At 31.4% G+C, this 26213-nt stretch carries 25 protein-coding genes; 16 read left to right on the forward strand and 9 right to left on the reverse strand.

The features are described from left to right. Window positions 1-99 precede the first annotated feature (99 nt). A complete protein-coding gene (locus P3875_RS09430) occupies window positions 100-1845 on the forward strand; it encodes a hypothetical protein (RefSeq protein WP_303443712.1) in 1746 nt (581 codons plus the stop codon). A 56-nt stretch (window positions 1846-1901) separates the two neighbouring features. On the opposite strand, the gene P3875_RS09435 is transcribed toward P3875_RS09430, so the two are convergent. From P3875_RS09435 to P3875_RS09450, 4 genes are all read right to left on the reverse strand, one after another. Continuing rightward, window positions 1902-2300: a hypothetical protein gene (locus P3875_RS09435; RefSeq protein WP_303443713.1), complete on the reverse strand. Its 399-nt coding sequence runs from the start codon at window positions 2298-2300 to the stop codon at window positions 1902-1904. Window positions 2301-2308: 8 nt separating this feature from the next. Continuing rightward, on the reverse strand, window positions 2309-2932 hold the full coding sequence (locus tag P3875_RS09440; RefSeq protein WP_303443714.1) for a LysE family translocator: 624 nt from the start codon (window positions 2930-2932) through the stop codon (window positions 2309-2311). A gap of 76 nt (window positions 2933-3008) precedes the next feature. Beyond that, window positions 3009-5189, reverse strand: coding sequence for a ribonuclease R (gene rnr, locus P3875_RS09445; RefSeq protein ID WP_303443715.1), 2181 nt, complete (start codon window positions 5187-5189; stop codon window positions 3009-3011). 99 nt (window positions 5190-5288) lie between these two features. Next, complete coding sequence (locus P3875_RS09450; RefSeq protein ID WP_303443716.1) at window positions 5289-5801, reverse strand: hypothetical protein; 513 nt, start codon at window positions 5799-5801, stop codon at window positions 5289-5291. Between the two features lie 104 nt (window positions 5802-5905). Here P3875_RS09450 and rpiB point away from each other — a divergent pair, with 104 nt between their 5' ends. Beyond that, window positions 5906-6337 carry a ribose 5-phosphate isomerase B gene (rpiB, locus tag P3875_RS09455; RefSeq protein ID WP_303443717.1) on the forward strand — a complete coding sequence of 144 codons (432 nt, stop codon included), beginning with the start codon at window positions 5906-5908 and terminating at the stop codon, window positions 6335-6337. A gap of 52 nt (window positions 6338-6389) precedes the next feature. Here the strand turns inward: rpiB and P3875_RS09460 are convergent, their stop codons facing one another. Genes P3875_RS09460 through P3875_RS09470 form a run of 3 tightly spaced genes read right to left on the reverse strand, consistent with a single transcriptional unit; the run spans window position 6390 to window position 7332 of the window. After that, window positions 6390-6668 (reverse strand): DUF1294 domain-containing protein, encoded by a 279-nt coding sequence (locus P3875_RS09460; RefSeq protein ID WP_303443718.1) that lies wholly within the window; start codon window positions 6666-6668, stop codon window positions 6390-6392. 2 nt (window positions 6669-6670) lie between these two features. After that, window positions 6671-7036 (reverse strand): helix-turn-helix domain-containing protein, encoded by a 366-nt coding sequence (locus P3875_RS09465; protein WP_303443719.1) that lies wholly within the window; start codon window positions 7034-7036, stop codon window positions 6671-6673. A 2-nt stretch (window positions 7037-7038) separates the two neighbouring features. Then, on the reverse strand, window positions 7039-7332 hold the full coding sequence (locus P3875_RS09470) for a type II toxin-antitoxin system HigB family toxin (RefSeq protein ID WP_303443720.1): 294 nt from the start codon (window positions 7330-7332) through the stop codon (window positions 7039-7041). 125 nt (window positions 7333-7457) lie between these two features. Here P3875_RS09470 and P3875_RS09475 point away from each other — a divergent pair, with 125 nt between their 5' ends. Continuing rightward, complete coding sequence (locus tag P3875_RS09475; RefSeq protein WP_303443721.1) at window positions 7458-9584, forward strand: Tex family protein; 2127 nt, start codon at window positions 7458-7460, stop codon at window positions 9582-9584. 448 nt (window positions 9585-10032) lie between these two features. On the opposite strand, the gene P3875_RS09480 is transcribed toward P3875_RS09475, so the two are convergent. Together P3875_RS09480 and P3875_RS09485 are read right to left on the reverse strand one after the other, a co-directional pair. Next, the gene (locus P3875_RS09480) at window positions 10033-10227 is read right to left on the reverse strand and encodes a Sec-independent protein translocase subunit TatA/TatB (protein ID WP_303443722.1); all 195 of its coding nucleotides are present in this window, start codon (window positions 10225-10227) and stop codon (window positions 10033-10035) included. A gap of 11 nt (window positions 10228-10238) precedes the next feature. Next, window positions 10239-10421, reverse strand: coding sequence for a twin-arginine translocase TatA/TatE family subunit (locus tag P3875_RS09485; protein WP_303443723.1), 183 nt, complete (start codon window positions 10419-10421; stop codon window positions 10239-10241). A 174-nt stretch (window positions 10422-10595) separates the two neighbouring features. On the opposite strand from P3875_RS09485, the gene P3875_RS09490 reads away from it, so the two are divergent. From P3875_RS09490 to purD, 13 genes are all read left to right on the forward strand, one after another. Next, complete coding sequence (locus P3875_RS09490) at window positions 10596-12083, forward strand: GH3 auxin-responsive promoter family protein (protein ID WP_303443724.1); 1488 nt, start codon at window positions 10596-10598, stop codon at window positions 12081-12083. Window positions 12084-12086: 3 nt separating this feature from the next. Beyond that, complete coding sequence (locus tag P3875_RS09495; RefSeq protein ID WP_303443725.1) at window positions 12087-12953, forward strand: carboxypeptidase-like regulatory domain-containing protein; 867 nt, start codon at window positions 12087-12089, stop codon at window positions 12951-12953. Between the two features lie 4 nt (window positions 12954-12957). After that, entirely contained in the window at window positions 12958-14649 is a 1692-nt protein-coding gene (locus P3875_RS09500) for a DUF6909 family protein (RefSeq protein ID WP_303443726.1), read from the forward strand. Further along, window positions 14646-15590: a hypothetical protein gene (locus P3875_RS09505; RefSeq protein WP_303443727.1), complete on the forward strand. Its 945-nt coding sequence runs from the start codon at window positions 14646-14648 to the stop codon at window positions 15588-15590. Before P3875_RS09500 ends, P3875_RS09505 begins: the two co-directional genes overlap by 4 nt. 3 nt (window positions 15591-15593) lie before the next feature. Continuing rightward, on the forward strand, window positions 15594-16796 hold the full coding sequence (locus tag P3875_RS09510; protein ID WP_303443728.1) for an oligosaccharide flippase family protein: 1203 nt from the start codon (window positions 15594-15596) through the stop codon (window positions 16794-16796). After that, window positions 16796-17731 carry a glycosyltransferase family 2 protein gene (locus tag P3875_RS09515; protein WP_303443729.1) on the forward strand — a complete coding sequence of 312 codons (936 nt, stop codon included), beginning with the start codon at window positions 16796-16798 and terminating at the stop codon, window positions 17729-17731. Before P3875_RS09510 ends, P3875_RS09515 begins: the two co-directional genes overlap by 1 nt. Beyond that, on the forward strand, window positions 17718-19034 hold the full coding sequence (locus P3875_RS09520) for a hypothetical protein (RefSeq protein WP_303443730.1): 1317 nt from the start codon (window positions 17718-17720) through the stop codon (window positions 19032-19034). Before P3875_RS09515 ends, P3875_RS09520 begins: the two co-directional genes overlap by 14 nt. Next, the gene (locus tag P3875_RS09525; protein WP_303443731.1) at window positions 19015-20148 is read left to right on the forward strand and encodes a glycosyltransferase family 4 protein; all 1134 of its coding nucleotides are present in this window, start codon (window positions 19015-19017) and stop codon (window positions 20146-20148) included. The genes P3875_RS09520 and P3875_RS09525 overlap by 20 nt, the downstream gene beginning before the upstream one ends. A gap of 49 nt (window positions 20149-20197) precedes the next feature. After that, window positions 20198-21373: an O-antigen ligase family protein gene (locus tag P3875_RS09530; RefSeq protein WP_303443732.1), complete on the forward strand. Its 1176-nt coding sequence runs from the start codon at window positions 20198-20200 to the stop codon at window positions 21371-21373. Then, window positions 21339-22433, forward strand: a complete 1095-nt coding sequence (locus P3875_RS09535; protein ID WP_303443733.1) for a glycosyltransferase — start codon at window positions 21339-21341, stop codon at window positions 22431-22433. Before P3875_RS09530 ends, P3875_RS09535 begins: the two co-directional genes overlap by 35 nt. A gap of 130 nt (window positions 22434-22563) precedes the next feature. Then, on the forward strand, window positions 22564-23547 hold the full coding sequence (locus P3875_RS09540) for a UDP-glucuronic acid decarboxylase family protein (protein WP_303443734.1): 984 nt from the start codon (window positions 22564-22566) through the stop codon (window positions 23545-23547). Beyond that, window positions 23547-24890, forward strand: a complete 1344-nt coding sequence (locus tag P3875_RS09545) for an exopolysaccharide biosynthesis polyprenyl glycosylphosphotransferase (RefSeq protein WP_303443735.1) — start codon at window positions 23547-23549, stop codon at window positions 24888-24890. Before P3875_RS09540 ends, P3875_RS09545 begins: the two co-directional genes overlap by 1 nt. 48 nt (window positions 24891-24938) lie before the next feature. Next, window positions 24939-26210 carry a phosphoribosylamine--glycine ligase gene (gene purD / locus P3875_RS09550; protein ID WP_303443736.1) on the forward strand — a complete coding sequence of 424 codons (1272 nt, stop codon included), beginning with the start codon at window positions 24939-24941 and terminating at the stop codon, window positions 26208-26210. Window positions 26211-26213 lie beyond the last annotated feature (3 nt).

The raw sequence follows: 26213 nt of genomic DNA on the forward strand, positions 1-26213 counted from the left end.
GTTTTGTTGTTTTATATACTTGTTAGTCAATGTTTTGTGTGGTTTTGGGATAATAGTTGTATTTTTTTGTATTTTTGTGCAATTAGAAAAAAAGCACGCATGTTTTTTAAAAAGTTAGACAATTTATTCCCTGTTTTGGATAATTTATTCCCTTGTTGGATTATTTTTCTGTTGCCGTTTTGCTCATTTGGGCAAACAACAGCAGATTCGTATAAAAACCTTTGGGAAGTGATTCAAAACGAAAGCGCTTCCAACGAAATAAAAGTTGATTATTTAGACGTATATTACCAAAAAGCACGGATCGAAAATAATCTTTTAGAACAATACCGTGCCTTAGAAAAAAAATCGTTCATTGTACCGTTTACCGAAGCTACCACATTGTTGCACCAAATGCACCCATTGGTGCAAAAAATGGAGAATGACAGTATAAAAGGAAGGTTTTTAAATAGAAGCACCGTATTTTATTATGATAATCGCGATTATAGAAATGCGTTGTACTACGCTATAGAGTCGGAAGCTTTTAACGAAGAAATAAATAATTTGTATAATTTAAATGCGGTACGTATAGATATTGGCAATATTTACAACCATACACGCCATTACAACAAAGCGATTGCTTTTTTTACACTAGCAAAAGAATATTATCAAACAAAAAAAGAGTACAATCATCAAAGAGGTTACGTTGTTACTTTATATTGTTTGAGTAAAACTTACTGGCATTTACAAAATATTGATAAGCTGAGTGCTACTATACTAGAGAATGAACAAGCTATTCAACTTTTAAAACCAAAACACCAACAATTAGAAAACGCTTATTTAGAATATGTAAAAGGAGGTTTGGCTTTTTTGCAGAAAAATAATGGGACTGCCAATGAGTATTTTACAAACGCACTAAACATTATTAAACAAAACGGTGATTTTACCAACGAACACGTTATTTATTTGTATCTGGGAAAAATGTTGTGGGAACAAAACCAGAAAGCAGAAGCTATGGCATATTTCACAAAAATAGACACCCTTTTTCATGAGAAAAACTTCTTAAACTATGAGTTGCGTGAAGCCTATGATTATTTAATAGCCTATTACAATGAAACCAATCAACCGCAGCTGCAATTAAACGCTACAAATAGTCTTACGGCATTAAACCAGCAGTTTGAAAAAGAACAGCAAAGTATTACAAGTATTTTACACCAAGATTTTGAAAATAAAAAAGCAGAATCGCAATGGAAAAAGTTGTTAAGTAAATACAATTTTTGGATAACTGTTTTGGGTGGGGTTTTATTAGCAATAGCCGTTTATATTTTTTGGAGAAGTAATAAAAGTAAAAAGCATCAAACAAAAACAAATAACAACGCATTTGAAAAAATCGAAATAAGTAAAGTTGAAAATACTACAACAGCAACCATTCAAGCAGAAGAAACACCAACTGTTCCTGAAAATACTTTAGAAATACCCGAAACACTACAGGAAGATAAAAAACCAGCTGCTTTATCGCCAACCGAGCAACGGTTGTTGGATGGTTTGAATGGTTTTGAAAAAGAAAAAGGTTTTTTGGGGTCAATAAACTTAGATGATTTAGCAAAGCAACTAAATACCAACCGTAGCACGCTTTCGTCTTTTTTAAATGAACATAAAAAGGGCTTTAGCACGTATATTAATACCTTACGTATAAAACAAGTTGTTACCGATTTAAAAACAGATAAAGAGCTACGAAAAAAAACAATTAAAGAATTGGCAGTTATTTATGGCAATTTACATCCTAAAACATTTGCCACTTTATTTAAAGTCATCACAGGCGAAACGCCTGTGTTGTTTATTGAAAATTTAGATAAAGAAAATAGATAATTTTATCATTTATAAAAACGGTAAAAACTAAAAAATCAGCTTTTTAAGCTTATTTTTTAGTTTTTGGTACCTGTCCAAGTGCCATTTAAATCTTGAACGGGACTGTTCCAAGTGCCTGAACCTGAAGTTTCGGTTAACGTACCTGTCATAGTACCTACTTGTTGCCCGCTGTATGAATATGAAACATTTATGGTTCCGTTTTCTAGAACGTTACCTGTTAAAACAAAATTAACATTTGGTATGCTGTTAGAGGTAACTGTACCTGTTGCTTTTCCATTTTCATCAATTGCAGCAGTCCAATTTCCGGTATCGCCACCTTCAAAAGTACCACTCCAGTTTCCTTTAAATTTTTCTAATTTGTTTTCGTGTACATGTGGTTCATCTTCAGTATTGCATGACGTTATTCCTAAAAAAAGTACTGCTAATAAGCTGGTTTTAAGTAAAATGTTTTTCATTGTTAATTTTAATTTGTTTTAATTGAAATGTTGTTTTTTATAAAAGCAGGTTCATTTTTTATGAATGATTTAGACATTATTACTGCCCCAAAAACTATTAAAACAATACAACTAATTTTTTTAACCTTTAAAATGTTTTGTGGTGTTAATTTGTTTTTTAGTTGTTTAGCTAACAGCATTTTAAAAATATCGGTTAATAAATACGACCCAATTACAAATGTAAAAAAGTTAATCATTTTGCCGTGATGCATTTCTAACTGCGGACCAATGGTAATTATAATAGCTAGCCAAAACCCTAAAACTCCAACGTTTATAAAATTCAACAAAAAACCTTTAGCAAATAGCGAAAAATAATTGTTTTTGTATGAATTAGCTTCAATATGAATTTCAGCTTTTTTCAGCTTTTGAAGTCTTATAAACGAAATTAACCCGTAGGTAATCATAATCATTCCACCAAAAAGAAACAAAGCAGGATCGTCTTTAATGCGGTTAATAAGTTGAAAACTACTAAAATAAGCAATTAGTATAAAACAAATATCGGCAATAATTACACCAATATCAAAAGTTAAAGCTGCTTTAAATCCTTTGGTAATGCTGGTTTCAATTAATATAAAAAATACAGGCCCAATCATAAAACTGAGAAAAAAACCGAGCGATATTCCTGTAAAAAATAAATCCATTTATGTTTTTTAAACCAAAAAAAGTTTTTTAGTTTGCTTTTTTAATATATGTAAAATCTAATTGTTTTTTAACCAAGTCGGCGTTTTTAACTTTAACAACCACTTCGTCACCTAATTGTAAAATGTTTTTAGTTACTTCGCCAACCAAAGCATATTGTTGTTCGTCAAAGGTATAATAATCATCTTTAATTTCACGTATGCGCACCATACCTTCGCATTTGTTTTCAACAATTTCAACATAAATTCCCCATTCGGTAACGCCTGAAATTACGCCTAAAAACTCTTGATCTTTATGGTTTTGCATGTATTTTACTTGCATGTATTTTATGCTGTCACGTTCGGCATTAGCAGCTAAATTTTCCATTTGTGAGCAATGTACACATTTGTCTTCATACACTTCTTCATCGGCAGATTTGGCTCCGTCTAAATAGCTTTGCAACAAACGGTGTACCATCACATCGGGATAGCGACGAATAGGCGATGTAAAATGCGAGTAATAATCAAACGCCAAACCATAATGTCCAATGTTTTGTGTAGAATATGCAGCTTTACTCATACTGCGAATGGTTAAAGTATCAACTAAATTTTGTTCTTTTTTACCATTTACATCGCTTAAAAGTTTATTTAACGATTGTGAAATGGTATTTTTAGATTTAAAATTAATACCGTAACCAAATTTAGAAATAACTGTTTGTAAATTGAATAATTTATCTTGATCTGGTTCATCGTGAATACGGTAAATAAAGGTCTTTTTTTGTTTTCCGATAAATTCTGAAACCTTGCGGTTAGCCAACAACATAAATTCTTCAATTAAATGGTTGGCATCTTTAGAAACTTTAAAATACACGCCGGTAGGTTCGTCGTTTTCATCTAAATGAAACTTAACTTCAACTTTATCAAACGAAATAGCGCCAGCGTCCATGCGTTTCGCACGTAGTTTTTTAGCTAAATCGTTCATTGTTAAAATGGCATTTACAATAGGTTCATCAACGGTTTGGTTTTCGTTGGTTAGTGATATTTCTGCAGGTATTTGGTTCGATTTTGTTTCGATAATTACCTGAGCTTCTTCATAAGCAAAACGTTTGTCTGAATAAATGACCGTTCTACCAAACCACGAGTTTACAATTTCGGCTTTATTATTTAGTTCAAATACGGCCGAAAAGGTATATTTTTCTTCGTTAGGGCGCAATGAACAAGCAAAGTTTGATAAAACTTCGGGCAACATTGGCACCACCCGATCTACCAAGTAAATAGATGTGGCGCGGTTGTAGGCTTCCTCGTCTAAAACAGTTCCTTCTTGTAAGTAATGGGAAACATCGGCAATATGTACACCAATTTCGTAGTTTCCGTTTTCTAATATTTGAAACGAAAGCGCATCGTCAAAATCTTTAGCATCGCGTGGGTCAATAGTAAAGGTTAATACATTGCGCATATCGCGGCGTTTTGCAATTTCTTCTTGTGTAATAGATGTATCTAATTTTTGCGCATATGCTTCAACATCAACAGGAAAATCGGTAGGCAAACCGTATTCTGCCAAAATAGCGTGCATTTCGGTATTATGTTCACCAGGTTTTCCTAAAACCTTAATAACTTGCCCGTATGGATTGTTAGCTTTTTCGGGCCAATCGGTCATTTTAACTAAAACCACATCGCCGTTTTCAGCATCGCCAAATTTTTCTTTAGGAATAAATAAATCCACGTACATTTTAGGATTTGCAGTAACTACAAAGGCAAAGGTGCCGTGCATTTGTATTACGCCCACAAATTCATCGCGTTTACGTTCTATAATTTCAATAACTTCGGCTTCGGGTTTTTTACCCTTGCGTTTATTGTACACGTAAGCTTTCACTTTATCGCCGTGTAAGGCTTTGTTTAAATTATTTGTAGGTATAAACGGATCTTCGGTAAATTCTGAACTAACAAAATAAGCCGCTTTTCGGGCTGTCATGTCAATGGTGCCTTCAAAATAGCTTGATTGTTCTACAATACGAAACTTGCCACGCTCTACTTCTTCTATTTTTTGTTTTGAAATTAAATACTTTAATTCTTTTATAATTTCGTTTCGTCCTTTGGTATCGGTAACTTCAAAAACAGCAGCTATTTGTTTGTAATTAAAAGTTTTAGAACTGTTTTGTGAAAGTAATTTTAAAATTTTTGCAGAGTAATCTTTGCCTGTTTTTTTATGAAATTTTTTAATTTTCTTTGTCATAAATAATTTTTGTTAAGCTTAAAGCTTAAAATACTTATTAAAGGTATGAAAATATTGTGGTAGTAATGTAAAATTTGTTTTAAATATTGGTTTTTGCTATTACGTTGTTATCCATTTGTGTTCAAAAGTTGTAGCATCAAGTAAAGGAACTTGTAGATATTTTGCAATTTGTTTTGAGCAAAAAATAGCATGATTAAGGTGGTTTATTTCAATTTGAAACAATATAAAATGACCATAATCATTAAAAATGGTTATTTCATAAACGTAAAAGTATGAATAGTTGTAATTAACCTCTTCTGGTGCGTATTGTGTTTTTTTTGCTTTAAAAAGCGATAAGTACTGAACATTTGGTAGCGTTTGCCAATTTGTTTGATAAAATTTTAAATTAAATATTGAGCGAAACATTCTATATTCATTATTTTTTTTATCAAATTCAATGCCTTTTTCAATCAATAAAAAAGGTAGATTAATTAATATAGCTATTGCAAAAACTAAGCATAATGTTTCATTTCTAAAAATTCCAAAAAAAAGTAAAATCAAACATAAAGCCAATAATACTACAGAAAAAGTGATAATTTGTTTTGAATTTTTATCGTAAATAACGTTTAACATTTCAAAAAGTGTTTTATCAAATATAATATTAAATTCATAAATTTTAAATATTTCAAAAACATCAAAATAAGTATATTTGCACAAACAATACAACAACAATTAATATGAAAATAGCAATAGGAAACGATCACGCAGGACCAGAATACAAAAAAGCCATTGTACAAATGTTGCAACAAAAAGGTTTTGAAGTGGTTAATTACGGTACCGATACTTTTGATAGTGTTGATTACCCCGATTTTGGGCACAAAGTAGCACAAGATGTTGAAGATAAAAAAGTAGATTTTGGTATTGTAATTTGCGGTTCGGGCAACGGTATTGCTATGAGTGCAAACAAACACCAAGGCGTGCGTTGTGCGTTGTGTTGGACAAAAGAAATTGCTGTTTTGGCACGCCAGCATAATAACGCTAATGTTATTTCTATCCCAGCGCGTTTTACTGCTATTCCGCAAGTTTTAGAAATGATTGATGCTTTTTTAACTACCGAATTTGAAGGTGGACGCCACGAAACGCGTGTTAATAAAATTGCTTGTAGTTAATTTTGTTATTCCTTATAAATATTGATATCCGAGAATTTTTTCTCGGATTTTTTTATAGTAAAAACTTCTTTTTATAAATTCCGAAAAAGAATAAAATTTGTAAAATAACAATGGCATAAAACCACAGTTTAAAACTCAGCTTTTTGGTTTTATGATTATACTTTTGCATACCAATATAAGCACCTAAAGTGCCACCAAAAGCAGCAATAGTTAACAGGTTTTTTTCAGAAATACGCTGTTTGCCTTTAATTGCTCGTTGCTTATCTAAATGATACAAGCTAAAGGCAATGTAGTTCACAATGATTAAGTATATAAATAGAAACTTTGTCATTTTTAAACTCCTAATACAATAGCAGGATCAATATCTAATTTCATACTAATTTCACGCGCCACGTTTAAAGGTGGTTCGCTTTTTCCGTTAAGGTATTCGCTAACGCGCGATGTACTTACACCTAATAATTCAGATAAGCGTTTTTGGTTTAAACCTTTTTCGTACATTCTTAATTTAATAACTTCAATCAAAGTAGGTTGTGTTAAAGGATCGTGTTTTTCTTCGTAATCGGCTACTAAATCAGTAAGTAAATCCAATTCAATAAAATTAGGGTCATCAGGTAAGGTTTCATTATTAACAATTTTTAATAATTCTTCCAAACGCAAACAAACAGCCTTGTATTCTTTTTGTGTTTCAATTGTTCTCATAGTTAAATGTTTAAACAGTTGGTTTTGTCATATGTAGCATGTGTTCCAATAAAACGTATATAAACTTTTTTCGATGCATAAATTACTATAGCAACTAAACGGTAATCGTTACCTTTAATGTTAAAAACAAAACGATTGTTACCAATATAAGCAGCTGTAGCAAAGGTTTGCTTAAGTTCGTTTAAATTATTCCATTCACTTCTTTTAGTTTTAAAATACCAATCACGTAAGGCAACATCCGCATCAGCGTGTTTATCAACAAACAGTTTAATTTTTGAAAAAGTTACTATACGCATAGTTAAGTAATTTAAGTACAAAGTTATTTGTTTTGAATAACAATACAAAGTTTTGTAAAACAAAATGTTTTTAAATTCAAAAAATTATTTTAAAGGTACTATTTTTGTGCTTTAAAACGTAAACAATGAATATCGTTCAATATATAAAGGAAAAAGTAACAGTTTCCGATAAATCCATACAAAACACTTTAGAATTATTTGCACAAGATTGCACCATACCCTTTATTGCACGCTACCGTAAAGATGCAACAGGTAATTTGGATGAGGTGCAAATTGAACAAATTTTTAAATTATCGAATCAATTTGAAGCAATTGTAAAGCGCAAAGAAGCCGTATTAGCATCTATTGAAGAACAAGGCCAACTTAACGATATTTTAAAAGAAAAAATTTCACAAAGTTTTGATTTGGTTGAAATTGAAGATTTGTACCTTCCTTTTAAAAAGAAACGCAAAACAAAAGCCGATGTTGCCCGTGAAGCTGGTTTAGAGCCTTTGGCAAAAATAATTATGTCGCAAAATGTAAGTGATTTAGAGTTTACAGCAGAAAAATATTTAAATAGTAAAGTTTTTTCTGCCGAAGACGCTTTACAAGGTGCCCGCGATATTATTGCCGAATGGGTGAATGAAAATATTTACGTTCGAAAAGCACTTCGAAGAAAATTTCAGCGTCAAGCCGAAATTTCAACTAAAATCATAAAAGCCAAAAAAGACGATGAGGGAGCACAAAAGTTTCATCAGTATTTTGATTGGAACGAACCTTTATTTAAAGCACCTGCACACCGATTATTGGCCATGTTACGTGCAACAAATGAGGGTTATGTGAAATTAAATGTAAGTATTGATAAAACCGAAGCCACCACTTTTATAGAGGATACCGTAATAAAAAATAAAAAGCACGAAACAGCAGAACAAATTGCAAAAGCAATTGCCGATGCCTACAAACGTTTGTTAGAACCCGCTTTGGCAAACGAAGTATTGCAAGAATACAAACTAAAAGCCGATTTGCAATCAATTGGTGTTTTTTCAGAAAATTTAACGCAATTGTTGTTATCGGCACCATTGGGTGAAAAGCGCGTTATGGGTATTGACCCCGGTTTTAAAACAGGTTGTAAAGTTGTTTGTATCGATGAAAACGGAAATTTACTTTACAACGAAACCATTTTTCCGCATGCACCTCAAAAAGATATTGCTATGGCAACAAAAAAAGTGCGTTCAATGGCAAATTCATATAAAATTGATGCGGTTGCTATTGGTAACGGAACTGCGAGTCGCGAAACCGAGTTTTTTATTAAAAAAGTTGCTTTTGATAAACCTGTTCAAGTTTTTGTGGTAAGTGAGGCAGGTGCATCGGTTTATTCAGCTTCAAAAATTGCTCGCGACGAGTTTCCTACTTACGATGTAACGGTTCGTGGTGCCGTTTCTATTGGTCGCCGATTACAAGATCCGTTGGCAGAATTGGTTAAAATCGATCCAAAATCAATTGGTGTAGGGCAATATCAGCACGATGTAGATCAAACGTTATTAAAAAATGAATTAGACCAAGTGGTGGTGCGTAGTGTTAATAAGGTAGGTATTAATTTAAATACAGCTAGTAAAGCGTTGTTAAGTTATGTGTCGGGGATTGGCGAAAAATTGGCTGAAAATATTGTGAATTATCGTGCCGAAAATGGCGCATTTATAAATAGAAACGATTTAAAAAACGTACCACGTTTGGGCGATAAAGCGTACCAACAAGCTGCTGCATTTGTGCGTATTGTTAACGGTAATTTTGTGTTAGATAACTCTGCAGTTCACCCTGAAGCATATGGTTTGGTTGAAAAAATAGCTAAAGATTTAAAAGTAAATACTAATGATTTAATTGGTAACAAAGCGTTAATTGATAAAATTGATATTCAAAAATACATTTCCGATAAATTTGGTGTGCATTACATTACCGATTTGTTGAAAGAATTAGAAAAACCTGGTCTTGATCCACGAAAACTTACAAAAGTATTAGAATTTGATGCGCAGTTAAAAACTATTGATCAGGTAGTTATAGGTAAAGTGTATAATGGTATCATTAACAATATTACCAATTTTGGTTGTTTTGTTGATATTGGTATTAAAGAAAGTGGTTTGGTACATATTTCACAGGTTAAAGCAGAATTTGTTTCAGATATTAATCAAGTTGTAAAGTTGCATCAGCATGTGCAAGTGAAAGTTTTAGAGGTAGACTTGCAGAAAAAGCGTTTGCAATTAACTATGATTTTGTAAAAAAAAGTAGAAATTATACACAATTCGGGTATTTTAATATACAACTATAACATATTTGTGTTATATTTGTGATAGAAATAATAATTTATGTTTTGCTTAAGTTATTGAATATAAGTGTTTTTAATTGTTTTTTGCTTTTTTTAACGATTAATAGGTTTTTGGTATCTTTTTTGAATTATACTTTTTGAAAAAGAAAATAACCTAGAAAAAGTTAGAAGTTTAAAAATTGTTATGAAAAAGAAAATAACCTTATAAACGGAAACTGTTAAAAAAAATTGTTATGAAAAAGAATTCAATTAGTTGTTATAATTGATTGATTAAAAGAAAGTAGTGTTTTTATTATGTTTTATAAGGGATACCCGTCTGAATTTTTTCAGGCGGGTATTTAATTTTAAGTAATTCCGTTTTTAAAATCAAAAAAAAAGATGCAAAAAATGCATCTTTTAAATTATTCTGCGTTTGTTTCAGAATCATTCTTTTTGTTAGGATTTGTAGTTGCTCCACTGTTATCCTTAGAAGCGTCTTTAAATTCTTTAATACCAGAGCCTAAACCTTTCATTAATTCAGGAATTTTTTTTCCTCCAAATATTAAAAGTATAACAGCAACTATTAAAATTATTTCGGTTGTACCAAGTTTACCCATTTTAATTTTTTTTATTTAGATTGATCTTTATTTTGTTCATCTTTAGATGCATTTTTAAATTCTTTAATACCAGATCCAAATCCGCGCATTAATTCGGGAATTTTTTTACCGCCAAACATAAGCAAAACCACTGCAACAATCAGTATTATTTGCCAAAGCGATACCGTTCCTAAAAACACAACTAAAAAATTCATCACTTAAAATTTAATATTAAGTAAAGCAAAGATATAACTTTTTTAACCGAAGTTATTTTATTATTTTGTAATTTTTAACACTACCAAATGTTAATATTTAAACATAAAACTTTTACACGCTTTATTGTTTTATTAAATTGGTAAGTCCGATTTTTGTAAATTAAAAAACATAACATGTCTATAAAATCATTTTTTGCCAAAATATTTGCCCATATAGTTGTAATGCAACAACAAAAATGGATTATAAACCCAATTGCCGCACAACAAAATGTATTTAACAAACTTATGCAACAAGCTAAGCATACCCAATTTGGTAAAGATCATTTATTTTATGCCATAAAAAACCCAACCGATTTTGCAAAATACGTACCTGTACGCGATTATGAAGCGTTAAAACCTTATGTAGACAAAGTTGTAGCTGGGCAAAAAGATGTTTTATGGCAAGGTAAACCTTTGTATTTTGCAAAAACATCGGGTACAACATCAGGGGCAAAGTACATACCAATTTCAAAAGAATCTATGCCGTACCACATACAAGCAGCGCGTAATGCTATTTTATTTTACATACACGAAACAGGCAACGCAAATTTTGTAAATGGTAAAATGATTTTTTTACAAGGAAGTCCTGAAATGAGTGAAACAAATGGTATAAAAGTGGGTCGATTATCGGGTATTGCTGCTCATTATGTGCCAAAGTATCTACAAAAAAATCGTTTACCTAGTTGGCAAACCAATTGTATAGATGATTGGGAAACTAAGGTTGATGCCATTGTAAAGGAAACAAAAGACCAAAACATGACGGTTATTTCTGGAATTCCATCGTGGGTACAAATGTATTTTGATAAGTTAATTGAGGTATCTGAAAAAAAAGTAGGCGATTTGTTTAAAAACTTTAATTTGTTTATTTACGGTGGCGTAAATTATGAACCCTATCGTAAAAAATTTGAACAATTAATAGGTAGAAAGGTAGATAGTATTGAACTTTTTCCAGCATCTGAAGGTTTTTTTGCATATCAAGATTCTCAAAAACACAAAGGCATGCTGTTGCTTTTAAATGCAGGTATTTTCTATGAATTTATTAAAGCCGATGAATTTTATAACGAAAATCCTACACGTTACACAATAGGGCAGGTGCAATTAAACGTTAATTACGTATTAATTATTAGTACAAACGCAGGTTTGTGGGCATATAATATAGGCGATACCGTTATGTTTACATCGTTAAAACCATACCGAATTATTGTAACAGGCCGTATAAAACACTATATTTCTGCATTTGGTGAACACGTAATTGGTAAAGAAGTAGAGCAAGCAATGCAAATAGCGCTTGAAGCAAGCAATGCATCGGTTACAGAATTTACAGTAGCTCCACAAATCAACCCCGAAAGTGGTTTGCCTTATCACGAATGGTTAATTGAGTTTGAAAACGAACCTAATGATTTAAACCAATTTGCTTTAGAAATTGATCAACAATTAAGAAAACAAAATGTATATTACAATGATTTAATAGTTGGCAATGTTTTACGTACTTTAGTAATTACTAAAGTCCCTACAGGTGGGTTTAACCAGTATATGAAAGCCGAAGGCAAATTAGGCGGTCAAAATAAATTGCCACGCTTAGCAAACGATCGTAAAATAGCCAATTTTATTCATAATTTATAGCTAATGAAAAAGTTGCTTTTGTTTTTAATTTTCCCAATAAGTTTGTGCGCACAAATTAGTGGCAAGGTGGTTAATGCCGATAACAAACCGTTACCACTTACTAATATTTGGGTATTAGATGGAAGCGATGGTACAACTACCGATTCATTAGGTATGTTTCAGATACCTACTGCATTAGCAACCGATACTTTGGTTTTTAACAATTCAGGGTATCATATTTTTAAAGAAGAAGCATCAAAAACAACCAATGTACAATTACAAGCTTATGAAATACCGCAACCAGCTTTATTAGTATTACCAGAAAAATCGTTTCATCACACCATAGGGAATGCCCATTTTGAAAACATGTACTTTACACCTGGAAATGTACCTTATATGTACGGTAGGTTTTTTGAAAACAACGCCGAAATAAAAACTGTACAATACATTGATAAAGTAATAGTGTACACCAAAAGTGCTGTGCCTGCCGCAACAATAAAAATTAGGTTTTTACGTATGAATGAGTACGGTTGCCCTACAAACGATTTACTAATTCAACCAATAATTGCTGAGATAAAGCGGGGCAACAAAAAAAATTTAATTCAAGTTTTAAAGTATAATATAAAAATACCTAAAAACGGTATTTTTGTTGCAGTAGAATGGTTGTTAACAACTAATAATCAATTCAGGCCGGCCAACTTTGCTAAAGCAGGTCAGTTGTTTGAAGATTTTCGTTATCAACCCGATGTTATGAACAATAAGGTAGAAAAAACCGCATCGTTCAGATACATGTATGGAGAATGGTTTCCAAACGATCAATTTCAGTCAAGAAATCCAAACGCACCAAAAGAAATAGTAGATCCGGCTATCGGGTTGATTTTATCAAATTAAAAAAATGTCAGAAATAAAATACATCACACGTACGCGCGCGCAAGAATCATCGGCAGCTGTAGAGCGCCTTTACATAACCATGCGCCACTTATTTAACCGTGGTTTTTACAAGCCCATGGGTGTGTCGGGCGAAACATTGCGCGAAGCTTTGTTGCTTTTACGCCCTGAAATTTACGGTTCTATTGCCGACGAAAAAGTGGAACTAAACGGTTTATTGTACGTTATAGAACGATTACCCGTTGGAATAGAAGAATGTAGATACATCAACTTAACATCAGATGAAGGGTATGCGCAATCGCATTTTAAAGCAATAGTGCCCCCAAAACGCCGCCGCAACTGTTACCGTATTGACGATGAGCAAATGAATATTGAAATTACTCGCGGCCGATCGGATATTTACGATGTGTTAACGCATTTAACTTTTATGTTTGTTGAATCGCACAAAATTAAAGACCGTATTTTAATTGATGATGATGATAATGTATCACGTGATTGGCTTAAACTACAAGAAGCCGTTTTAAAACACACTCCTTTAGAATTAACAGAACGCGAAATTGCAATTTCACATACTTCTATTATTTTAGGACGATCGTTTGCAGAAATAAATTCAATTTACGATGCCTTTGCAACCGATGAAAATCCAGACCGTTTATTACATGTTATTTATTGGTTGGGTAAAATTGCTTTAGAGGAAGTTTTAGAAAATAACAAACGCACCATAACTTTTAGTCCTATATTACGCGAACGCTTAGGGCACCATATTTACGGCGAAATTTGGGCAAATAAAATAAAAACCGAATTGCAACGTTTACAATTGTTGCATCGCCCTTTACATATTATTAGTGCCAATATGCACAGTGTAATGAACTTAATTTTTGCCGAAGATGTTTTAAAACAGAAATTAAAAAACAAAACACGTACCGAAATTTTTGAAGAATTAAGTAAAAAAGGCAATAGCGATTTAAGGGCATTGGTAACCCAACAAGCTACCAGTCAGGGAATGCTTTCTTTGCCTGATACATCGGGCACAAATATAGATGTACAGATTTTTGATACGGCTAAAATAAATTTTAACAACACTCCGTTTAAAAAATATGTACAGCCAGCAAATGAAAATCTAAACCCCGTAATTGTTGTAATGGATTATGCTTTTGGCGAACAAGCGTATGAAACCATAGACGAATTGTTAAAACCATTTCAAAAAGATGTACATTTGAACGTGCAATCTGTATCAATAATGGGTAAAGCAGGTATTTTAGTAGGCGAAAAAGGCGATATTATGATACCAACCGCACATATAAATGAAGGTACAGGCGATAATTACCCGTTTGAAAACGAATTAACTGTTGAAATGTTTAAAGGATATGATATTCCTGTTTTTGGTGGATCAATGATTACCGTTTTAGGAACATCGTTACAAAATAAAGACTTATTAAAGTTTTTTCACAATTCAACTTGGCGCGTAATTGGTTTAGAAATGGAAGGGGCACATTATCAAAAAGCCATTCAATCGGCATCAAAAATACGTAAAAGCATCAACCCAAATGTAAAAGTACGCTATGCTTATTACGCATCAGACAACCCATTAGAAACGGGCAGTACCTTAGCATCGGGTGGGTTAGGGGCATCGGGTGTAAAACCAACGTATTTAATTACACTAAAAATATTAGAACAAATTTTTAATTGCAATATATGAATCAACAACAAAACCAAAACACAACTGTTGAACCACAAGAAGTTGATGTAAAGTACATGACACAAAGAGCCAGCGGTTTTTACAACAACTTACTTTACAGCTTGTATCGCTTGCTTAAATTTTTTAAGAAACGTTGGTACGTTTTTTTAATTCTAATTGGTATAGGTGTTGGTTTAGGAATGTATATTGATGGCACAAAATCAAGTAGATTGCGTCATGAATTAATTGTGGTACCCAATTTTGGAAGTATTGATTATTTAAATCAAAAAATTAAAGATTACGATCGTTTAGCACTTAACAAACAATTAATTGCTGCAAATGCTGGCAACGAGGTGTATGATATTAAAATAGAACCTATTTACGACGCGTACAATTACATTACCACTGATCCGGTTTATTTTGAAGCATTTAAAATTTTAAGTGACCGTGCTATCGACATGGAAAAGTATTCAAAAAGTAAATTAGCTTCTAAAAATTATAAATATCATATGTTAACGGTTTACACCGATGGTTTAGGAAATACCGATTTAACTATTGAAAAAATATTTAAAGATTTAAACAGCGACCCGTATTTTAATGAACGAAAAAATATTGAAAAGACGAATACGTTAGCTAAACGAACCGAAATTTCTAAATCGATAGAACAAGTAAATGGTTTGTTTGAACGTTTAGGAAGCGAAAATAAAGTAAACGATATTACAATGAACGCTTACCCCGAATTAGCCGATTTGTTGCGTGCTAAAGAAGCATTAATGAAACAGTTAAATGCAGTGGATGTGCAGCTAATAGAACAAGAAAATATTGTGTATTTAGCTACTAAAATGATGAACATTCCTGTACGTCCGTTTTTACCTTATTTTTTAACATTACCTTTTTTATTTGTAATGTTTTACATTGTAATTGCATATTTAAATTCAAAAATTAAAAGTTTTAAGGCGTAGTTTTTGAATCAAACTAAATCAATACAAAATCTTTTTACATATGGTGCTAGTCAAATTATTAATTTACTAGCGCCGTTTTTAGTAGGTTTTTATGTGATACCTATTTTTGGTATAGCCAAATGGGGCGTAGTAGGTGTGGTAACATCGCTATATGTTTTAATAGGTATTTTAGTTGAATTTGGTGCCAATTTAGTAGGTGTAAAAGAGTTAAGTGCGTATAGACTAAAGCAAAATTATTTAAAAAAATACATTGGTTTAAACTATACATTTAGGCAATATTGTTGTGTTATAATAACTGCTGTATTGGTAATAGTTTTTATACTTTTAAAGGCAAACGCTAGTTATTACTTTGGATTAACTTGGATGTTGGCTTGGTATTACAACCCATTGTGGATTTATCAGGCTAAAGAAGATTTTAAAATTATTAATTTCATAACCATTGCAACCAAAGTGCTGTATGTAGTTGCTGTTTTTTTATTTATAAATAAGCCACAGCATTATATATATTTAGTTGGTTTATTAGGATTGTGTAACGCCATTTTTTATGCTTTTTTTTATTACAAAACAGCTAAAACATTTAGTAGTTTTAAAAAGGTAATGGTTTTTATAAAGCAAAACAAAGCTATTGTACTATCAAACTTTAGTATTACTGCATATACACAAGCACCTATTTTTATTATCGATGCCGTTTTAGGTAATACTGCATCGGGTATCTACAAAGTAATTGATTTGTTTTTAACAGCTTACCGCAGTTATTTAGGCGTATTTTTTAATGTAACATTTCCTAAATTTTGTTTTATTGCGCAGCAAAATATCAAAAGTGCATCAAAATACGCTACTAAAATGCTTTTAATAAATGTGGGTTTATTAACACTTTCGGCATTAGTTGTTTTTTTTACGATGCCCTATTTAATTAAATATTTTAATGTAGCATTAAATGTAGAAAAAGGATTGTATTTAAGTAGATATTTATTGTTTTTGCCCATTGTAATTGCTTTAAACATACCATTTTATCAAGCATTAATTTATAAGTCGCAACATAAATCAATAGCAACAATATCAATAATTGGTTTGCTTATTACTGTAATTTTAGGTGTTTTTTTAACTAAAAACAGTCAATTAAACGGAACACTAATTGCACTTTACGTAGCTGAGGTTTTTATAACATTAAGTTTAATGATTAAAGGTTACAAATTTTTAAAATAATGAAAGAAGAAGTTTACATTGTTTTATTAAACTACAACGGCGCTTTAGATACAATAGAATGTATCCAATCATTGCTACAATCAAATGAACAAACGTTGTTTAAAATTGTTGTTGTAGATAACTCGGAATCATTTGCTAATTTTAAATTGTTACAACAATTTACCTTTAAACAAAATATACCAACACTTACTTTTGTAAATGGCGACGGATATACCTATAATAATGAAAAGATTATATTAATAAAAAGTTTACAAAATAAGGGCTTTGCAGCAGGGAATAACTTAGGAATACAATTTAGTTTATTACAACCCAACTGCACACATATTTGGCTTTTAAATAATGATACAACTGTTTCAAAAAATAGTTTAAACGAACTGTTAGCATATCATAAAAAACAACCCAACGCTATTTTAGGTAGCAAATTGTTGTACTACCACAAACCTAATGTAATACAGGCAGTTGGCGGAAAATTTAACACCCGTTTTTATATTAGTGAACACATTGGCGAAGGATTACCAAGTGATACTTCTAAAGAAAAATTGCCTATTATTGATTACCCTGTTGGTGCAGCTATGTTTGTTAGCAAACAATTTATTGAAAAGGTTGGCTTATTAAACGAAAACTATTTTTTGTATTACGAAGAATTAGATTGGGTTAAAAAAGCGCAACATTTTGGCTTTGTGGCAGATTGGTGTCCTACAAGTATTGTGTATCATAAAGAAGGCGCTTCTATTGGTTCATCATACAAAAATGAAAAAAGTTATTTTTCGGAAATAGAACTGTTTAAAAGTCGACAAAAATTTATTAAAGACCATTTTGGCTTAAACGTACGTTTTTATTTTTCTACCCTTTTGCTTATTTTAAATCGCCTGCGAAAAGGTAAATTTAAATTAGCTAACGCCTTATTAAAAATGATGCTTAATGACATTAAATAAACAAGTTTTTATCTATTTAATTATATTGTTTGCGGCAATTTATCAAGATTTCCCGCTGTATAATTATATTGGCGAAATAGGCCGATCACCTATTATACTTTTAGCACCTTTTATGTTGGGGTACATTTTATCTAACAAAAAAATTGTTGTAAGTACTTATGTTGTTTGGTTTATAAAGTTTTTGCTGTACTGTTTGTTTATGTCGGTTATATTTATTGGCGTTACTTATGTTCATTATGAATCGTTTGTGATTTTAGATGAAAACATTATTTTAAAAACTTTAAAAATGAGTGTTTACCCTATAGTAATACTCATAACCTATCAATTTTTTTATTCGTACGTTAGCAATAATTTCAACAGTATAAAAAACCTATTTACGGCAGTGTATTTAATGCAACTTTTTTTAGTTGGATTTATCATGTTAGAAATTTATTATTTAAACAATCCAAAAGCATTTTTTCCGCTTTTTCATACATTGCCCGAAAAATACTGGCGTGTACGTTTGCTTACCCCCGAAGAAAGTTGGACCGGTACTATTTTGGTTATTTTTATGTTTTTACCAGTATTTTTAGCACATTATTTAAAAGTTAAAAACGTTTGGCGTTTACTGGTTTATTTGCAAAGTGCACTATTGTTTTTTTTATATGCATTTGTTAGTCAATCAAAAGGATTTTTACTTTTAGTTTTAATTTCGGTTCTGCCTTTAACCCTAGCGTACTTAAAAAACAACAAATATTTGCGTAATATTTTTATAATTACTTTAATTGTAACTGTTGCAGTTGGTGGTTTTTTAGGATATGTATTGCGCGAAATTATTATAGATCAAATTACAACAAGTGGCACATTTGGCACCCGATTTTCATCGATAACCGCTGCTTTGTTGGTTTTTGTTTTATGTCCAATTGGTGTTGGTTTTAGTGGATTTGTAACGTATTTTCCGCAAGTGTTAGAATACATTTTAGAATCAAGTTTGGTAGATCAATTTAATTTAGAAGAAGTACGTGGGTATTTATCAACCACCAAAGCACTATCAACAAAAACCGCTTTTTTTGATGAATTAATGTACGGAGGCATTTTTTTCTTAATTTTCTTTTATCAATTCTTTATAAAGCGTTACATTAACCTAAATAAAATTAAAAACATTGATTTTTATTTTTTAAAAATTCCACTAGCGTTTAGCATCATGGCAGGTATTGTTTATATAACATATCACGTAAAATACGATGTTTGGATATTTTTAGCATTAACCAATGTTTTTGAAATTAAGTACAATGCACAAAAAAATGAGAATAGCAGTAGTTAGCGGCTTTATACCCTATCCACCCGTTTTTGGTGGCGCTATTGATATTTGGGAACGCATAAAAGGGTTGCACGCTTTAGGACATACAGTTGATTTAATTGTTACAGATAAAAACAATCCCACACAAGCGCAGTTAACAGAAATGGCTTTATATACCAATTGTTTTTTTTATGCGCGCAGGCAAAATAAATGGCAGCAGTTGTTTTTCAAATTACCGTTGCAAATGCTAAGTAGAAAATCTTTAAGTAGCATACAAATTAACAAAACGTATGATTTAGTTATTTTAGAAAGCGAATTTTGTTGGCCAATTACCTTAAATAAAACCATAAATTATAAAAAATGTGTGGTGAGGGTGCATAATATAGAACATCATTACTTTAAATCTTTAGGAAAAAGCGCAAGAACTTTAAAAGAAAAAATATATTATAAAATTGAAGCTTTAAAAATAAAACAATTTTCTACGCTTATATTTAACAAAGTAAACAAATTGTGGTTTATTTCTAAAGACGATTTAAAGCGCGTAAACTTACCTAACAAAAGTGTTTTCATACCTTTTCCTATAAACGATGCATTTATAAGTCCCGAAGTAAAACCAGAGGAAAATGTAGTTTTTATGGGATCGCTTTTTATGCAAAACAATATTTTTGGTTTAGATTGGTACTTGCAAAACGTGCACCCTTTATTAATTAAGCAATTGCCAAAATATCATTTTTATATCATAGGTTCGTTAAAAGAAGATAACCCCGAAATTCAAAAAAAATACAACAATATACCTAAAGTTACCTTTGTGGTAAACACGCCGTGTTTAAAAGCCTTTTATCAAAAAGCAAGTGTTTTTATAAATCCAATGTTTCATGGCAGCGGTGTAAAGGTAAAATCGGTTAACGCTTTGGTTAATGGTTTGCCGTTGGTAAGTACAGCTGTTGGTGCCGAAGGTATTGGTTTAACCAACGATATGTTTTTTTATGCCGAAACTACTGAAGAATTTACCACCCAAATTTTAAATGTTTTTGCAGATTACAACACGGCCATTCAAAAAACGTTAAAAGCCCAAGTATATTTAAAACAAACTAATTATCTTCAAATTTTAAAAAACGAATTAAATGCGCTTAGCTAAAATTTTTTATGTATTTACCTGCGCCTTGGCATTATTTCCGCTGTTAAAATTGAATCATTTTTCAATTTTAATGATTATTTGGTTTGTATTGGCATTAATAAATACATTTAAAAATAAAGGGTTTGTACATTTTAAATCGCAAACAACTCCTTTTTTGGTGCTTTCGTTTTTTTGTTTAATGTATGTTTTTTATTTGCCTTTTGTTCAAAATTTCACCGAAATTGGTAAATCAATAGCCAAAAGTTTACCTTTTGTGATTTTTCCTTTAGGCTTTTTATTAAATAAAGATATTATTACTCATAAGTTATTAAAACATTTTAGCGTTGTTTTTATAGCTGCAGTTATCCTTTTAAATACATTAGGTTGGGTTAGTGTGTTTAATTTTGGATGGAACAAAGCATGGCAACTTAACGATTTTTACCATCCGGTTTTTAGAACTTTATTTGCAAACACAACGTTATTACATTTGCCATATTTAGGCTTATTAAGTGTTTTTGCAGCTTTATGGTTAACCTTAAAAATGTTTTTAAATAAAAAAGTAAATATTTTAAGCAGTTGTTTAATAGCTTTTTTATTACTGTCTATCTACATATATTCGGCACGCATGGCACTGGTTTGTTATTTAATAGGTTTGCTTTTTATCATTTTTAAATCAATAAAAAAGCAAATTTTAAGAATTATGTTGCTAGTTACTTTGCCGTTAACAGCCTTAGTTTTGTTTTGGTTTTCGCCAATGAAAGAGCGTTACGTTAAAGTTGTTGAAAAAGAACTTGTTTTGCCAAATAAAAACCAATTACCGCACGAAGTAAATTACCGATACGGTATTTGGTATTGCAGTTTTAACATAGCTAAAGAACATTTTTTTACAGGTGTGGGCGCCGATAAAGTACAGCAAAGCCTAAACAATTGTTACAGTACTTTTACTTACAAATCGTACGAAGATTTTAACAAACAAATATACAATACACATAATCAATATGTAGATCAGTTGCTAAAGTTTGGTTTTTTTGGATTGATTTTGTTTGTAGGTGTGCTTTTTTATTATTTTTACAAAGCGTCGATTTTGTATCAAACTTTTGTGTTAATAACTGCAATTAGTTTTTTAACCGAAAATGTTTTAGACCGACAAATAGGCGTTGTTTTTGTAGCCCTTTTAAATACCATATTTGTAATATATAAATTAAACACTGTTGAAAAAAGCATTAGTAGTAGATTGGTTAGATAAATACGGAGGCGCCGAAAAAGTTATTCAGGCGTTAGAAGATGCTTTGCAATTTACCGAAGTTCACTCATTAGTTAATGTAATGAACAACGAGCAACTTCAGCAAGTTTTTCCTAAAAAGCAACACGTTAAAACAACATATTTACAATTATTTGGCAAGTGTTTTCGTATTTTTTTTCCACTTTTTTTTAAATCGATAAAAACAATTCAAGTTTCAAAACAACTAGGGTTAATTGTTTCAAGTTCCCATTCGGTAGCAAAAGGAGTTCAAAAATCAAGCAAAAACCAATTACATATCAGTTATTTTCAGGCGCCTAACAATAATTATATTTGGCAAGATGCTCCTTTGTACTTTAAACAAGCGTACCCTTTAATTAAATGGTTGTTACCAGTTTTTAGAAAGTGGGATTTTAAACAAGCACAAAATCCCGATTTTATTATTTGCAACTCAAAATTTGTACAAAATTGGGTAAAAATTAATTACAAGCGCGAATCGGCAGTGATTTACCCACCTGTTCATTTAGAAGCATTTCCATTAAACAAAAACAAGCAAGATTTTTATGTAATTGCAGGTAGAATTGCTACGATCAAGCGTTTTGATTTGGTTATTGAAGCTTTTAACCAAAATGGCAAAAAATTAATTGTAATTGGCGATGGCAATGAATTAACTCATTTAAAAAGCAAAGCAAAATCTACAAATATTCAATTTTTAGGATTTCAAAACACAGCCGTTTTGTCCAACTATTTACAAAACGCTAAAGCTTTCATACAAATGGGGGTTGAAGGTTTTGGTATTGCTGCAATTGAAGCCAATTCATGCGGAACACCCGTAATTTGTTATGCCAAAGGCGGTATTACAGAAACGGTTGTAAACCAACAAACAGGCTTGTTTTTTAATAAACAAAGTGCGCAAGCTTTAAATACTTGTATTGCAGATTTTGAAACAAAAAACTGGAATTATGAAGCTATTCATAAACATGCACAACAGTTTTCGGCACAAGAATTTAAAAAGCAAATCATTCAATTTGTAGCTAACCATTTAAATAAAACGCAATCAGTTTAAATGAATAGCTGTTTTTACAATGGCGATAAAAATTGATTTTTAAAGAATAAAACTTCAAACTTAATTAATAAATCAGCAACCATTTTTTTTTCATTTATAAAACAGTATTTTTACAACAAATAGTTAACAAATGAAAAGGGTATTAATAACGGGTGCGGCTGGTTTTTTGGGTTCGCATTTGTGCGATAGGTTTTTAAATGAAGGCATGCATGTAATTGCAATGGATAATTTAATTACCGGCGATTTAAAAAACATTCAACATTTATTTAAAAATGAACATTTTGAGTTTTATCATCACGATGTAACTAAATTTGTACATGTGCCTGGTAGTTTAGATTATATTTTACATTTTGCATCGCCAGCAAGCCCTATTGATTACTTAAAAATACCCATTCAAACCCTAAAAGTAGGCTCGTTAGGTACCCATAACTTATTAGGTTTAGCAAAGGCTAAAAACGCACGAATTTTAATTGCATCAACTTCAGAAGTATATGGCGACCCTTTAGTACACCCACAAACCGAAGATTATTACGGCAATGTAAACACTATTGGTCCTCGTGGCGTATACGATGAAGCCAAGCGCTTTCAAGAATCGTTAACAATGGCGTACCACAATTTTCATGGTTTAGAAACACGTATTGTTCGTATTTTTAATACTTATGGCCCACGAATGCGTTTGAACGATGGTAGGGTAATACCTGCTTTTATGGGACAAGCGTTACGTGGTGAAGATTTAACTATTTTTGGCGATGGCAATCAAACACGTTCATTTTGTTATGTTGATGATCAAATTGAAGGAATTTATCGTTTGTTGCTTAGTAATTATCATTTACCTGTAAATATTGGTAATCCAAACGAAATAACTATAAATGAATTTGCACAAGAAATTATTCAATTAACCGGCACTCAACAAAAAATAATTCACAAACCTTTGCCTGAAAATGATCCTTTGCAACGCCAACCCGATATAACGTTAGCAAAAAAAGTATTAAATTGGGAACCAAAAATTGATAGAAAGCAAGGTTTGCAAAAAACATTTGATTATTTTAAAACCCTTTCAACCCAAGAATTACTAAAAGAAGAACACAAAGATTTTTCTAAATACATTTATTAGTGCAACGTAAAATAGGTAGATATTCAAAGTATTTAAGACCCATTACCATTACATTTGATTTATTTGTTTTGGTAACGTTGGCATTGTGGCTGTTGCCCAATACTTTTCAAACGTTTTACTTTTATATTTACTTATCATTTTCGTGGATTATTACAGCGGTAATAACAAAGTTTTATCAGGTATATCGCTTCACAAAACTTATACAAATTGCCCAAAAAATTATAAAGCAATATTTTTTATTTGCTTTAAACCTATTTGCTTTAAACGGTTTGTTTTCGTTAACACAACAATATAAAAGCGTTGCTAATTATTTATTTTTTACAGCAATAATCATAGTTGGAGTAAAATATTTAATTTTTTGGTTACTTAAATTATTTCGCAAATATTACAAAGGAAACTTACGTAAAATAGTAGTTGTAGGGCACGACGATTTAACCCATAATTTTATAAAGTTTGTAACCACAAACGACGATTACGGTTATGCTTTACACCAAAGTTTTTCATTGCTTAAAGCACATCCCGAAAAAATAATTGCTTACTGCCAAGAAAATAAAATCGATGAAATTTATCTTAGCTTAGAAAAAACCAATACCAAACAAGTTAGTTATTTTATTGATTATGTTGATAATAACCTAAAACTTTTAAAGTTTTTGCCGTCAAAAAAAGATTTGTTATCGGCAAATTTAAAAGTAGATTATTACGGCGTAATACCAGTTATGCCATCGCGTACAACACCTTTAAACGATCCGTTAAATCATTTCATAAAGCGTGGCTTCGATATTGTTTTTTCATCTTTAGTAATCTTAGGTATTATGTCGTGGTTAACCCCATTAATAGCCATTTTAATAAGGTTAGAGTCTAAAGGGCCAATATTTTTTAAACAAAAACGCCACGGTTTAGATTACGAAGAATTTAACTGTTATAAATTCCGTTCCATGTTTGTAAACGAACATGCCGATATAGCCGAAGCCGTTAAAAACGATCCACGTATTACTAAAGTTGGTGCTTTTTTACGCCGAACGAGTTTAGACGAAATGCCTCAGTTTTTTAATGTATTTATTGGCGATATGTCTGTTGTTGGGCCGCGTCCACACATGATTAATTTTACCGAAAAATACGCAGTAAAAGTAAATAAGTTTAAAGCACGCCACTTTATAAAACCAGGTATTACGGGCATGGCACAAACCCATGGTTACCGCGGTGAAATTGAAAACGATACCGATATAATTAACCGTATTAAATACGATATTTTTTATATGGAAAGTTGGTCGTTATTATTAGACCTTAAAATTATATACCTTACCATTAAAAATGCATTGAAAGGCGAGAAAAAGGCCTATTAATTATTTTTTAATCTTATTTTTGTACTTCAAAAACAATATATCCTTATTATGAATATCTTACTATTAGGTTCAGGCGGTCGTGAACACGCATTAGCATGGAAAATTACGCAAAGTACAAAATGCAGTAAACTATTTGTAGCACCAGGCAATGCAGGTATTGGTAACATTGCAACAAATGTAGCTTTAAACCCAACCGATTTTAACGCAGTTAAACAATTTGTTTTAGACAATCATGTTGAAATGGTTGTTGTTGGACCAGAAGATCCATTAGTAAAAGGTATTTACGATTTTTTTAAAAACGATACTGCTTTAAATAGCATTCCTGTTATTGGGCCTTCACAACACGGAGCACAATTAGAAGGTAGTAAAGAATTTGCCAAACAATTTTTGGTAAAAAACAACATTCCTACAGCAAAATACCAAGCTTTTACAAAAGATACGGTTGATGCTGGTTGTGCATTTTTAGCAACGTTACAACCTCCTTACGTTTTAAAAGCCGACGGTTTAGCTGCTGGTAAAGGTGTTGTGATTTTAAACGATTTAAACGATGCCCAAGAAGAATTAAAAAACATGTTGGTTGATGCTAAGTTTGGCGACGCTTCGTCTAAAGTTGTGATTGAAGAGTTTTTAGACGGTATTGAACTTTCTTGCTTTGTATTAACCGATGGTAAATCATATAAAATATTACCAACAGCAAAAGATTACAAACGTATTGGCGAAGGTGATACGGGTTTAAATACAGGCGGTATGGGTGCTGTGTCGCCAGTGCCATTTGCAAATGAAGAATTTATGCAAAAGGTTGAACAACAAATTGTAATTCCAACAATAAACGGTTTAAAAAATGATGCAATTGAATACAAAGGCTTTGTTTTTATAGGTTTGATAAAAGTAGGAGATAACCCGTTTGTAATTGAATACAACGTACGTATGGGTGATCCTGAAACCGAAGTTGTAATACCGCGTATAAAATCGGATATTGTAGAATTGTTTCAAGCAGTTGCAAATGAAACGTTAGAGAACACCGTTTTAGAAATCGATGAACGTACAGCTACTACTGTTATGATTGTTTCGGGCGGATACCCTGAAGATTATGAAAAAGGTAAAGTAATTTCAGGATTAGATCAAGTTAAAAATTCTATTGTTTTTCATGCAGGTACAGCCGAAAAAGATGGAAATGTAGTTACAAATGGTGGGCGTGTAATTGCCGTTACATCTTACGGAAATAACTTTAAAGAAGCTTTAAAGCAATCATACGAAAATGTTGAAAAAATTAACTTTGATAAAAAATATTTCCGCACCGATTTAGGTTTTGATTTGTAAGAA

Origin of the sequence: Myroides sp. JBRI-B21084 (genome assembly GCF_030545015.1) — a bacterium.
GTDB lineage: Bacteria > Bacteroidota > Bacteroidia > Flavobacteriales > Flavobacteriaceae > Flavobacterium.